Genomic DNA, 12,729 nt, shown 5'->3' with positions numbered 1-12,729 from the left:
CGGGCGAACTACCCGCGACAACGAACGGCAAACCCCCATGCATGAACTGAAGCGTGTCTTGGTGACCGGCGGTGGCGGCTTTCTCGGCGGCCACCTGTGCGAACGCATGCTCGATGAGGGGCTGGAGGTGATCTGCCTCGACGATCTGTCGACCAGCGCACCCACGGCCGCCGACCTGCTGCGCGACCGCGATGGCTACCAGTTCGTACAGCACGACATCAGTGATCCGCTGACCGAGATACCGGCCGTGGACACGGTGTTTCATCTGGCGTCGCCTGCGTCGCCGGTGGACTATCAGCGGCTCCCGCTGCAGACGCTGCGTACCGGTGCGCTCGGCACGGCCAACGCGCTTGATGTCGCCGAGCGCTGCGGTGCGCGGCTGGTACTGGCCTCCACGAGCGAGGTCTATGGTGATCCGCTCGAACACCCTCAGCATGAAAGCTATTGGGGAAACGTCAATCCCGTCGGTCCGCGCAGTATGTACGACGAAGCCAAGCGATTCGCCGAGGCGCTGACGTTCTCCTATCAGCGGGCCCGCAACGCCGACGTCGGGGTGGCGCGCATCTTCAACACCTATGGTCCGCGCATGCGCGCCGACGACGGGCGCATCGTTCCCACGTTCTGCAGGCAGGCCCTGGCCGGCGAGCCCATCACCGTGCACGGTTCCGGCCGTCAGACCCGATCGCTGTGCTACGTCGACGACACCGTGGCCGGCTTGCTGGCACTGGCCCGAAGTGACTGTGCCGGGCCGATCAACATCGGAAACCCCCACGAGCTCACGGTCCTGCAGATCGCCGAGCTCATCCGCGAGCTCGCAGGCAGCCAATCGCCGGTCGAGTTCGTGGCACTTGGGGACGACGACCCGCAGCGGCGCTGCCCGGACATCACCGCGGCGTCGCAACAGCTCGGTTGGCGACCGCGGGTCGATTGCCGTCGTGGTCTGGCGATGACCCTCGAATGGTTTGCCCGACAAGGATTTTAGGAGGATTTCGTGCGCATACTCGGAATCAACGCGGTGTTCCACGACCCCGCGGCAGCACTGGTGGTGGACGGACGGATCGTGGCGGCGGCCGAGGAAGAACGGTTCAGCCGCCGCAAGCACGGTAAGCAGGCGGTGCCGTTCTCCACGTGGGAGATCCCGGTACAGTCCGCCCGCTGGTGCCTGGACCAGGCCGGTTTGTCGCCGGCCGATCTCGATGCGGTCGGGTACTCCTACGATCCCCGGCTGATGCAGGCCCAGGACATCGATCTCGCCGGGCTCGACCGGGATTGGGAATACCTGCGGACCATGTATGCCGAACGGGCACCGAAGTTCATCCAGTCGGCGCTGCCCGGGCTCGATCCGTCGATCGTGCAGTACGTGCGCCATCATGTGGCCCACGCCGCCTCCAGCGCCCTGGCGTCACCGCATCCGGATTGTGCGGTACTCGTCGTCGACGGCCGCGGCGAACGCACTTCGATGCTGGCCGGTACCTACACCGAGCACAAACTCGACGTGCTGGCCACCCAGCAGCTGCCGCATTCGCTCGGACTGCTTTACGAGGAACTGACCGAACATCTCGGGTTCAAACGGTCCAGCGACGAGTACAAGGTCATGGCCATGGCGTCCTACGGGAAGCCGCGGTTCGCCGATCAGTTCCGTGAGCTGGTGTATGCCACCGGTGACGGCGGGTTCCGCACCGAGCCCGTCGACTGGCGTCAGTTCGGCAGCGGGTGGGACGACCGGGTCGACCTGGCCTGCAGTGTCCAACGCGTCCTCGAAGAGGTTCTGCTCGAGCTCGTGCGGTGGTTGCGCGACCGCACCGATCACGACAGCCTGTGTCTCGCCGGCGGAGTGGCGCTCAATTGTGTTGCGAATTCCAAGATTCACAACAACGGCGCCTTCCGCAACGTGTGGGTGCAGCCGGCCGCAGGCGATTCCGGCACGGCGCTCGGCGCGGCGCTGTCCTTGGCGGCCGAAGCCGGTGAGCCGCTCGAGCCCATGCCGTCGGCGGCACTGGGCCGCGGCTGGTCCGACGACGAGATCGGCGCGGCGCTCACCGAAGCCGCTGTCCCGCATGAACGTCCCGCCGATCTTGGCGCGGCGGTGGGCGACGCGCTCGCCGACGATCAGGTGATCGGGTGGTTTCAGGGGCGTTCGGAGTTCGGGCCCCGAGCACTGGGCCGCCGCTCGTTGTTGGCCGATCCCCGGCGAGCCGAGAATCTCGAGCGGCTCAACAACGTGAAAGGGCGCGAACAGTTTCGGCCGGTCGCTCCGATGGTGCTCGCCGAGCGCGCCGCCGAGATCTTCTCGGGTGGGCCATTGCCCAGTCCCTACATGCTCTTCGTCCACGACGTCGCCCAGGATTGGCAGTCGCGCATTCTCGCGGTCACCCATGTCGACGGCACCGCCCGGATCCAGACGATCGACCGAAGCGATGCACTGATGCACGCGACGATCAGCCGGTTCTGCGACCGCACCGGCGTGCCGGTGGTGGTCAACACCAGCTTCAACACCGCCGGGCGTCCGATGGTCGACAGTCCCCGCGACGCGCTGGAGTGCTTCGGGAGTGCACCGATAGACGTGCTCGCGATCGGTCCGTTCATTGTGCGGAGGCCCCGGTGAGCGACCCGGTGGACTTCGCGATCGTGATACCCACGATCGGTCGGAAAACCTTGCAGCGCTTGTTGGCAGCGCTGGAGAAGTCGGACGGTCCGGCGCCCGCCGCGGTGATCGTCGTCGATGACCGGGCCGAACCGGACCCGCCCCTGCTCATCACGGCGAAGCTGCCCGTCACGGTGCTGCGCAGCGGCGGCCGCGGCCCGGCGGCGGCCCGCAATCTCGGCTGGCGCAGCAGCACCGCCCGCTGGATCTGCTTCGTCGACGACGATGTACGGCCTCATCCCGGCTGGCTCGCGGCGCTCGCGGAGGATCTGAACGGGGCCGAATCCGTCGGTGCGGCCGGCTCACAGGCGGTCATCGATGTTCCGGCGCGACCGGGGCGGCGCAGCACCGACGACGAGCGCCGCACCCAACGATTGGCCACCGCCCAATGGATCACCGCCGACATGGCGTACCGGCGGTCGGTGCTCGTCGATGTCGGTGGATTCGACGAGCGCTTCCCGCGGGCCTATCGCGAGGACTCCGATCTGGCATTGCGAATCACCATGGCGGGCAACCGGATAATCCAAGGTTCGAGACGGTCGAGGCATCCGGTCGCACGGGCGACGTGGCTGAGCAGTATCCGCGCGCAGCGCGGCAACCGCGACGACGCCCTGATGCACCGCAAGTATGGCCGCGGCTGGCGTCCGGCCATCGGCGAAGGACGCGGTCGGCTGCCCGCCCACCTGGCCACGACCGCGGCCGCGGTGCTCGCCGTCGCGGCCAGAGGGCGTCCCGCGGCACGATGGGCGGGCCTCGGGTGGCTCGCGCTGACCGCCGAGTTCGCGGTGCGGCGATTCCTGGCAGGCCCTCGCACCGTGATCGAAGCGGCACGCATGTTGATCACGAGCATCGTGATCCCGCCGGTCGCGGTGTTCCACCGGCTGCGCGGCGAGTGGGATTTCCGTGCGGCGCACCGCGATCCACCACTCGCGGTGCTGTTGGACCGCGACGACACGATCATCGAGGACGGTCCCTACCTCAACGATCCCGACGGGGTCCGGCCCGTCGCCGGGGCGGTCGAGGCACTGAACAAACTGCGTGAACGTGGGTTGATGCTGGCCGTCGTGTCCAACCAGTCCGGCATTGCCAAGGGCCTCATCAGCACCAGCCAGCTTGCCGATGTCAACGCAAAGGTGGACGCGTTGCTCGGTCCGTTCGACTCCTGGCAGATCTGCGTACACGACGCCGGTGACAACTGTTCGTGCCGTAAGCCGGCGCCAGGGATGGTGGTGGCCGCGGCCGAGGCGCTCGGGGTTCAGCCCAGCCGCTGCGTACTGATCGGCGATACGGGGGGCGATGTGCAGGCGGCGCTCGCGGCAGCCGCCGATGCGGTGCTGGTGCCCACGGATCGTACGTTGCCGCAGGAGATCTCGGATGCCCGGGCGAGGGCGCGCGTGGCCTCGACGCTGGAAGACGCGGTTTCACTCGTGCTGAGGGATGCCCGATGAGCGCGCTGGTGGCCAGACTCGACAGCGCCGGTGACGTCCTGATCACCGGGCCCGCCGTGCGCGCCGTCGCCGCCGCGCACGGTCCGGTGACCTTCCTCGCCGGACCACGCGGCCGCGCCGCCGCCGAACTGCTGCCGGGGGTTGGCGACATCGTCGAATGGCAAGCACCCTGGGTGGATTTCGATTCGCCCGAACTGACGGCCGGCCATGTGGAGGCGCTGGTCAAGCAGCTTCGGGATATCGCACCGGAGCGAGTCTTCATCTTCACGTCGTTTCACCAGTCGCCGTTGCCGTTGGCGCTGATCTGCCGGATGGCCGAGGTCGGCTGGGTCGGGGCGATCAGTGAGGACTATCCGGGCACCCTGCTCAACCTCCGTCATCATGTCGAATCGGGGATTCCCGAGCCCGAGCGCGCGTTGTCGCTCGTCCGGGCCGCCGGTGTCGACTTGCCGGCACACGATGACGGGGCGCTCATGGTGCGGACTCCACCACCGTTGGGCGGTGAACTGGCACGAAAGGTCGGCACGGAACCGTTCGTGGTGTTCCACCCCGGCGCCGCGGTTCCGGCGCGACGCCCGTCGGCTTCGCGCAGTGCGGGCATGGTCCGCGCGCTCGCCCACGCGGGCTACCGCGTCGTGGTGACCGGAGACGAGCAGGAGCGCGATCTGACGGCGGAAGCCGCCGCCGGTGTCGCCCTGGACCTCGGTGGAAGTACCACATTGGCCACGCTGGCAAGCGTTTTCGCGCAAGCCGATGTCGTGATCGCACCGAACACCGGCCCCGCACACCTTGCCGCGGCCGTCGGGGTCCCGGTGGTATCGCTGTTCGCGCCGGTTGTTCCGGCGGAGCAGTGGAGCCCGTACGGACGCAACGTGATCCGCCTCGGCGATCAGACAGCGCCGTGCCGGCTCACCCGGGCGAGGAACTGCCCGGTACCCGGCCATCCGTGCCTGGACGGCATCACCGACACCGAGCTACTGGCTGCGGTCGATCGACTGGGAGGTAGGAAATGATGATCGACACCCATATTTCGGCACTCGCTGCCGCAGTGGGCCGCATCGACGGCGAGGCGGCCCGGCTGACGCGTTGGGGCCGACACCTAGCCGACGTTCTCACCGCCGACGCCCGTCTGCTGGCGTGCGGCAACGGCGGCAGTGCCGCCGAGGCTCAGCACTTGACGGCCGAGCTGGTCGGCAGATTCCGCGACGAACGAATACCGCTGTCGGCCATCGCCTTACACGCCGACACGTCCGCGCTGACCGCGATCTGCAACGACTACGGTCCAGAAGAGATGTTCGCCCGCGGGGTGCGCGCACATGGCCGTCCCGGTGACGTCCTGGTAGCGCTGTCGACGAGCGGCACGAGCCCGAATGTGCTGGCAGCCGTCAAAGCCGCGCATGAGATGGGTCTGACGACGTGGGCGCTCACCGGACCCGCGCCGAATCCGTTGGCGGCGATGTGCGATGACGCCATCTGTGTCGAGGCGCCAAGCACCGCGACCGTGCAGGAGATCCATCTGCTCCTCGTCCATTCGCTGTGCATCGCACTCGACGATGCCTTGCCGAGCAGCGGTGGCGTGTTGGGAGCCTGCGGTGGGTAGGCCGGTGGTGATTGTCGGCGACTGCATGCTCGACGTCGACATCGAAGGGAGCGCAACCCGGCTGAGCCCGGAGGCGCCGGTTCCGGTGGTCGATGCCGAGCGGGTTTGGCAGCGGCCGGGCGGAGCGGGCCTTGCGGCAGTGCTGGCGGCACGTGGCGAGGACGACGTCGTGCTCGTCACCGCCATCGCCGACGATGCGGACGGCCGCAGGCTGGCTGAACTGCTCGCCTCCGCGGGCGTCACCGTGGTGGCGCTGCCCATGACCGGAACCACCGTGTGCAAAACCAGGATTCGTGCGGTCGGTCAGTCCATGCTGCGTCTCGATCACGGCGACGGCAGCGTGATCGACGGGCCGGTGCCGGACCGGGTCGCCGCGGTTCTCGCCGACGCCCGTGCGGTGTGCGTGGCCGATTACGGCAGGGGTGTGGCGGCTCACGGAGGTCTGCGGCGGTTGCTCGAGCGCGCGGCCGAACGGGTGCCGTTGGTCTGGGATCCGCACCCGCGGGGCGCAACGCCGATTACCGGATGCCATTTGGTGACGCCGAATGAAGCCGAGGCGCAGGGACGGTCGGCAGAGGGCTTGCGCCGGGACTGGCAGGCGCGCGCGGTGTGCGTGACGCTGGGCAGCAGGGGAGCGGTGCTTGCCAAAGACTGCGACGGCAGCGTGCACGTACCCGTGCCCGCCGGCGCCGCTACGGGTTCCGGACGGTCGGACACGTGCGGTGCGGGCGACCGGTTCGCGGTCGCCGCCACCCTTGCCTTGGCCGATCGTGACGACGTCGAGGCCGCGGTGAGCGCGGCGGTCAACGCGGCGAGCCGTTTCGTCGCCGCAGGCGGCGCAGTCGGAGTGTCGAGCCCCACCGACTTCGGCGCACACGCGGGCGCCATGACCGAACCCACCGCCATCGTCGGCGGCGTCGTCGAGGTACGCGACCGGTTACGCCGCCGGTCCGGCAGGCTCGTGGCCACCGGGGGGTGTTTCGACCTTTTGCACACCGGCCATGTCCGGCTGCTGCATCAGGCCCGCCAGCTTGGTGATGCCTTGGTGGTGCTGCTCAATTCCGACGCGTCGGTACGGGCGTTGAAGGGCCCGACGCGGCCGGTGATGGCAGCGGCAGATCGAGCCAGGGTCCTCAGCGCACTGGCCTGTGTGGACGCCGTCGTGATCTTCGACGAGTCCTCACCCGAGCATCAACTCGAGCAATTGCGCCCGGATGTGTGGGTCAAGGGCGGCGACTACACCGAAGCCGATCTGCCCGAAGCGCCAGTCGTGCGCCGACACGGCGGCGAAATAGTTTTACTGCCGACCGTTGCGGGCTATTCATCGAGCAATCTGATCGCCGCGATGCGGTCGTGATCGAGAGGGGCAATTCGTGATCCTTGGCAATGTCATCATCACCGGCGGGGCTTCTGGTCTCGGTGCGGCGACCGTGGAAGCGGTTGCGCGCCATGGCGGTACGCCGTTGGTCATCGACCGCAAACCGCCGGCGAGCGGCGTCGCGTACGAGTGCGCAGACCTCGCCGACACCGAAGCCGTCGACGCGGCGGTGCGCCGGTTGGCCGAGCAGGCCGGCGGCGTCGTCAACGGGGTGTTCACCGCGGGCGGCACCGACGCGTGCGGCAAGCTCGGCAATGTCGCCGTGAAGGACTGGGAGCGGGTGGTCCACGTGAACCTGCTCGGGACTGTCGCAGTGATCCGCTCGGCGCTGCCGTACCTCAAAGCCAGCAGCGGGCGCATCGTCACATGTGCGTCGACCCTCGGCATCAAGGCCGTCAGTGACGCGACCGCGTACTGCGCCTCGAAGTTCGGTGTCGTGGGTTTCAGCCGGGCGCTCGCGGCCGAGCTCGCCGGTGAGGTCGGGGTGACCATGTTGATACCCGGCGGCATGCACACCGCATTCTTCGACGGACGCGACGAGCAGTACAAGCCACCGCCGGACGCCAAGCTCAACGACCCGGAGAACGTCGCCGAGACAGTGGTGTTCGCGCTGAGCCAGCCGGCCGGCTGTGAGGTGCGCGAACTCGTGGTCTGCGCGTCGACGGAGTCGTCGTGGCCATGAGGCCCGATTCCGACGCCCGCAACATCGTGGTGTTGCGTGCGTTGGGTCTGGGAGACCTGCTGACCGGCATTCCCGCGTTGCGCGGCCTGCGCCGGGCCTATCCGGCGGCGCACATCGTGCTCGCGGCTCCACAGCGGTTCAGTGAGTTGGCCATGCTGTCGGGGGCCGTGTCGGAAGTCCTGCACACGCCGGGCCTCGGGGAGCTGGACGATCGTCGGCAGCCGCCCGACATCGCGGTGAACCTGCACGGTCGAGGGCCGGAGAGTATCGCTGATCTCCTCGCCCTGCAGCCGAAATCGATACTGAGCCACCGGCACACTGCATATCCCGAGGTGGCGGGCCCGCCCTGGCGCACCGATCTGCACGAAGTCGACCGCTGGTGTCACATGCTCGAATGGCACGGCATCGCTTGTGATCCGAGTGATCTGGCAATCCAGCGACCGCACGGTTATGCGGAACGGCCGGGAGTCGTGGTGATCCACCCCGGTGCCGCCTTCGCCGCGCGGCGGTGGCCCGCCGACCGATATGCCGCGGTCGCCGCGGCGCTGCACGCCGCCGGACACGAGGTCGTGGTGACCGGGGACAGCGCCGAAATCGACCTCGCGCGCTCCGTCGCCGAACGGGCCGGACTGCCCGAAACAGCGGTGCTGGCCGGAACACTCGGCATTCTCGGGCTGGTGGCGCTGATCAGCGATTGCCGATTGTTGATCAGCGGCGACACCGGTGTGGGCCATGTCGCGACCGCAACGGCGACCCCGTCGGTGTTGCTGTTCGGCCCAACCCCGCCCAGCCGTTGGGGTCCGCGCGGGGACGGCCCGCACGTCGCCTTGTGGGCCGGTGACAAAGGCGACCCGCACGGCGGTGAGCCGCACAGCGGCTTGTTGCTCATCACCGTTCCCCGGGTGCTCGAAGCCGCCGAGGGAGTACTGGGAGTGCGCACATGAGAGTGGGAGTCGTTGGCGCCGGCTATGTCGGCCTGACCACTGCGGTGTGTCTGGCCGAACGCGGCCATGACACCGTCTGCGTCGACATCGACGCGGCCAGGTTGCAGCGCTTGACATCGGGCGAGGTTCCGGTCGACGAGCCCGGCCTACCAGAACTGCTGGCAACCGGCTTACGGGACGGAAAGTTGCGATTCACCGATGAATACGGCCAACTGGCCGATCGCGACGTGGTGTTCGTGTGCGTGCCCACACCCAGCGGGCCGGACGGCTCCGCCGATCTCAGCGCGATCGATCGCGCCGTCGAACAGCTCGCCCGCACCCTCCAGCCACAGGCGATCGTCGTGCTGAAGTCGACAGTGCCGGTGGGCACCACCCGACAGGTCGCGCGACGACTGCACGGCACCGGTATCCGGGCGGTGTCGAATCCAGAGTTCCTGCGCGAAAGCCATGCCGTGTACGACTTCCGCCATCCTGACCGTATCCTCATCGGGTCGATGGACGAGTCCGCCGCCGACACGATCCAGAGCCTGTACGGCGCAGGCGAGGGCGAGACACTGCGGATGAGCCCGGAGAGCGCCGAGCTGTCCAAGTACGCGAGCAATGCGTTTCTCGCGGTGAAGATCTCATACACGAACTCGTTGGCACAGTTGTGTTCGCGTGTCGGTGCCGACATCGGCGACGTGACCCGGTGCATGGGGGCCGACTTCCGCATCGGCAGGCACTTCCTGCAGCCGGGTCCGGGGTGGGGAGGATCCTGCCTGCCCAAGGACACCGCCGCGCTGCTGCACACCGGGGGGGAGAACGGCGTTGCGCTGCCTGAGGTTGAATCGGCCCGCAAGACCAACCAGGCGCAGACCGACCGGATCGCCGCGGCATTGAGCCGCGCCATGACGGCTCCGCTGGCCGAGTCGCGCATCGCCGCGCTGGGATTGACATTCAAGGCAGGCACCTGCGACATCCGGGATTCGCCTGCGCTTTCGATCAGTGGTGAACTGACCAAGCGTGGCGCTCAGATCGTCGGTTACGACCCGCGCGTCGCGATGATCGACCACGACGCACTGCGACGCTATTCTGTTGCGGCAGTGGACGATCCGTACGTCGCCACCAAAGAGGCCGATGCCATCGTCGTGTTCACCGAATGGCCGGAGTTCTGCGATCTCGACTGGCCGCAGATCGCCGAGCAGGCGCCCGGCGCCGTCGTGGTGGACACCCGTAACCTCCTGGAGCCCAGGATGATCCGGGACGCCGGGCTTTCGTACCTGGGCAACGGCACGGTCTCAGGCTTTTGAGGCCGCGTCGTCGCCCTCATGGTGATGCGCGTCGTGTAGCTGCTCCTGCTCACTCACCTCGTGCTTTTCGAGGTCCATGAAATCGTCCCTGGCATCGGTGGTGGCCTGGATCAGTTCGTCGAGTTTGATGAGGATCGCCTTGGTCTCGCGGTTTGTGGTGTGTTGAAGCACGAACAGCATCGGCAGGGTGACCACAGCGGCGGTGGAGTGGATCAGCGCCTGCCACGAGTGATCGAACCCGACGACGGCACCGGCCGCGACGTAGCAGGCCATGATGGCCAGCACCGCGATTGCGGTCCATCGCGCACCCGTGAACCTGCTGATCGCATCGAGAAGGGCGCTCAGCGCGCTGTGTTGGCCATTTGAGCCTCGAGCCGGACGCTGGTCGGGTGTCATCACGGTCGCCCTCGAGATCTGGGCCTGGTCGCCCGCAAAGGTGATACCGCATCGGAGGCGTGGTCAAACATCGTGTTTGAGCAGTTCGTCCACGGGTACCCACCCGGAGTCGCGCAAATGAGTGGCGAACTGCAAGGCCTGCGATGCACAGCCGCGTCAGCTCAGTGGGCCATCTCGGGACGCGCCGAATCACGGGGCCGCCGGATGGCGGCGTCCTCACCCGGTGGTGAGGGCAGGCGCGAGGAGATGGGATGCACATGCGCCTCGGAGTTCTGGATGTCGGCTCGAACGCCGCCCAGCTACAAGTAGTCGACGCATTCGCCGGCGCGCCGCCGTTGCCGATTCGCGCGGTCAAGATACCGACGCGGCTGGGCGAGGAGGCCAGCAGCGACGGTGCGATCGGTCAGAGCGGTATGGACCGGATTGTCGCAGCCGTCCGGGTGGCGATCGAGTCGGCACACGCCCTGCATGTGGATCAGCTGTATCCGTTCGTGACGGCGGCGATCCGGGACTCGAGCAATCGCGACGAGGTGCTGAAGCTCGTCGTCGACGAGACGGGGACACAGCTGCGGTATCTGAGCGGCGAGCAGGAAGCCCGGCTGACCTATTTCGCGGTGCGCAGCTGGTACGGGTGGCAAGCCGGACGCTTGCTCAACATCGACATCGGCGGCGGCTCCATGGAACTCGCGTTCGGCCGGGACGCGATACCCGATCTCGCGGTCTCCCTGCCGCTCGGGGCCGGTCGCGTCAGCACGATGTTCCTGCGGCCCGATCCGCCGTCCAAGGCCCAGGTGAAAGATCTGCGCCGGCACGTGCGACAGCAGGTGCGGGAGGTGGCCAACCGCGTGCAGTGGGAGGGAACGCCGCGTCGCGTGGTCGCGACGTCGAAAACCTTCAAGCAGCTGGCCCGGTTCGGCGGGGCGGCGTGTGGACGCAAGGGGCCGTTCGTACGTCGTACCGTATCCAGAACACAAGTCGCACAGTCGATTCAGAATCTGATGCGGGTCAGTGTCCAGGAGCGGGCCGAGTTCCGCGGCGTCAAGCCGACGCGGGCGTGGCAGATACTCGGCGGCGCGGTCGTGGCGTACGAGACGATGCGTTGTCTTGGTATCGACCAGGCAGAGGTCAGCCCATGGGCGCTTCGCGAAGGGATCATGCTGGAATACCTGTCTTCGCTGCGAATACCGGAGGGCGAACTGTCGTTGCAGCCGCTGGCATTCGACCGGTCGAGCGAGGATCCCGCGCAGGCGAACGTCACCACGCTGCCCAGGAAGGTCTAGCTCGCGGCCACCTTGCGGATCATCCGCGCGGTGCTGCGCTCCAAGATGGCCTGCCGTTCGTCGGCATCCTTGACCCGCTCGGCGCGTCGTACGCCCGCGGCGATCGTGAAGCCGTCGCGGTAGCCCTCGACCACCCGCGGATCGACATACGCGCTACGTGCGACTGCCGGCGTGTTGCCCAACGCCTCTGCGACTTCGCGCATCACCGCGGATTCGACACGTTCGATCACCTTGTCGTCGACCGGCGGATCGGCTTCCGCGAACGACTCCGCGGCCAACACCGTGCCGTGCCACGTCCGCAGATCCTTGACGGTGTAATCCTCGCCGACCATCTCCTTGAACCTGATATTGAGATCCTCGGCGTGAATATCGGTCCACACCGCGGAGTTTCGGCACACCAGAAATCGGTCCTCGGGCTTTCTCGCGCGTTGCAAAGCACGCGCGGCCCGAACCACCTCGGCATCCGAGACGATCAGCGTGCGCCGAACTCCGCTCTTGGCGGGATAGTCGAATTCGACCGAGTCGGAACGCACCGTGACGTGTTCGCACTGCAGCGTCGCGATCCCGAAGGAGTTGTTCTCCTCGGCGTACTGATCGCCACCCGCACGGAAATAGCCGAGATCGAGCAGTCGCAGGCCAAGCGCGAGTACCCGATCTCGTGGAAGCCCGCGGGTCGTGAGGTCTTTCGCGATGTGCTTGCGCCAGTCCGGCAGGGCATCGGACAACTCGAGGACGCGGTCGAACTTCTCTTCACCCCGTTCGGCCTGCCACTGCTGGTGGTAGAGGTACTGGCGCCGGCCCGCAGCGTCCGTCCCGACCGCTTGGATGTGCCCGTTGGCGTATGGACAGATCCAGACCTTCTTCCACGCGGGCGGTATGACAAGGGCGTCGATCCGTTGCAGCGTTGCCTTGTCGGTTACCGTTCGGCCGTCGTCATCTTGATAGCTGAAACCGCGGCCGCGACGAACCCTGTGCAGGCCGGGGCCACGTACTACGCTGCGGCGAAGTCGCATGGTGATCGGCCCGCGGCGCGTTTAACCTGGGGTTCACGGTGGGTATTACGCACGC

At 67.6% G+C, this 12,729-nt stretch carries 12 protein-coding genes; 10 read left to right on the top strand and 2 right to left on the bottom strand.

The features are described 5' to 3' along the window. The first annotated feature begins 37 nt into the window (after positions 1–37). From ACRCUN_RS03465 to ACRCUN_RS03425, 9 genes are read left to right on the top strand one after another with little or no spacing between them, the layout of a single operon-like run. Complete coding sequence (locus tag ACRCUN_RS03465; protein WP_462140266.1) at positions 38–982, top strand: NAD-dependent epimerase/dehydratase family protein; 945 nt, start codon at positions 38–40, stop codon at positions 980–982. A 9-nt stretch (positions 983–991) separates the two neighbouring features. Beyond that, positions 992–2,605, top strand: coding sequence for a carbamoyltransferase family protein (locus ACRCUN_RS03460; protein WP_462140265.1), 1,614 nt, complete (start codon positions 992–994; stop codon positions 2,603–2,605). Beyond that, positions 2,602–4,092: an HAD-IIIA family hydrolase gene (locus tag ACRCUN_RS03455; RefSeq protein ID WP_462140264.1), complete on the top strand. Its 1,491-nt coding sequence runs from the start codon at positions 2,602–2,604 to the stop codon at positions 4,090–4,092. Before ACRCUN_RS03460 ends, ACRCUN_RS03455 begins: the two co-directional genes overlap by 4 nt. Next, a complete protein-coding gene (locus tag ACRCUN_RS03450; protein WP_462140263.1) occupies positions 4,089–5,105 on the top strand; it encodes a glycosyltransferase family 9 protein in 1,017 nt (338 codons plus the stop codon). The genes ACRCUN_RS03455 and ACRCUN_RS03450 overlap by 4 nt, the downstream gene beginning before the upstream one ends. Then, positions 5,105–5,692, top strand: a complete 588-nt coding sequence (locus tag ACRCUN_RS03445) for a D-sedoheptulose-7-phosphate isomerase (protein WP_462140573.1) — start codon at positions 5,105–5,107, stop codon at positions 5,690–5,692. The genes ACRCUN_RS03450 and ACRCUN_RS03445 overlap by 1 nt, the downstream gene beginning before the upstream one ends. Continuing rightward, positions 5,685–7,049 (top strand): PfkB family carbohydrate kinase, encoded by a 1,365-nt coding sequence (locus ACRCUN_RS03440; RefSeq protein ID WP_462140262.1) that lies wholly within the window; start codon positions 5,685–5,687, stop codon positions 7,047–7,049. Before ACRCUN_RS03445 ends, ACRCUN_RS03440 begins: the two co-directional genes overlap by 8 nt. Before the next feature lie 16 nt (positions 7,050–7,065). Beyond that, positions 7,066–7,752, top strand: a complete 687-nt coding sequence (locus ACRCUN_RS03435; RefSeq protein ID WP_462140261.1) for an SDR family oxidoreductase — start codon at positions 7,066–7,068, stop codon at positions 7,750–7,752. Beyond that, positions 7,749–8,696 carry a glycosyltransferase family 9 protein gene (locus ACRCUN_RS03430; protein WP_462140572.1) on the top strand — a complete coding sequence of 316 codons (948 nt, stop codon included), beginning with the start codon at positions 7,749–7,751 and terminating at the stop codon, positions 8,694–8,696. Before ACRCUN_RS03435 ends, ACRCUN_RS03430 begins: the two co-directional genes overlap by 4 nt. Next, the gene (locus ACRCUN_RS03425; RefSeq protein WP_462140260.1) at positions 8,693–9,985 is read left to right on the top strand and encodes a UDP-glucose dehydrogenase family protein; all 1,293 of its coding nucleotides are present in this window, start codon (positions 8,693–8,695) and stop codon (positions 9,983–9,985) included. The genes ACRCUN_RS03430 and ACRCUN_RS03425 overlap by 4 nt, the downstream gene beginning before the upstream one ends. Here the strand turns inward: ACRCUN_RS03425 and ACRCUN_RS03420 are convergent. Continuing rightward, positions 9,974–10,381: a low affinity iron permease family protein gene (locus ACRCUN_RS03420; protein ID WP_462140259.1), complete on the bottom strand. Its 408-nt coding sequence runs from the start codon at positions 10,379–10,381 to the stop codon at positions 9,974–9,976. The genes ACRCUN_RS03425 and ACRCUN_RS03420 overlap by 12 nt on opposite strands. A 257-nt stretch (positions 10,382–10,638) precedes the next feature. Here ACRCUN_RS03420 and ACRCUN_RS03415 point away from each other — a divergent pair, with 257 nt between their 5' ends. Beyond that, positions 10,639–11,661 (top strand): Ppx/GppA family phosphatase, encoded by a 1,023-nt coding sequence (locus tag ACRCUN_RS03415; protein ID WP_462140258.1) that lies wholly within the window; start codon positions 10,639–10,641, stop codon positions 11,659–11,661. Here ACRCUN_RS03415 and ACRCUN_RS03410 read toward each other — a convergent pair. Continuing rightward, the gene (locus ACRCUN_RS03410) at positions 11,658–12,674 is read right to left on the bottom strand and encodes a DNA topoisomerase IB (protein WP_462140257.1); all 1,017 of its coding nucleotides are present in this window, start codon (positions 12,672–12,674) and stop codon (positions 11,658–11,660) included. The genes ACRCUN_RS03415 and ACRCUN_RS03410 overlap by 4 nt on opposite strands. Positions 12,675–12,729 lie beyond the last annotated feature (55 nt).

Source organism: Mycobacterium venezuelense (assembly GCF_054919535.1).
Note: the sequence above shows the minus strand (reverse complement) of the source record. Positions and strands in the feature narration are given on the sequence as shown.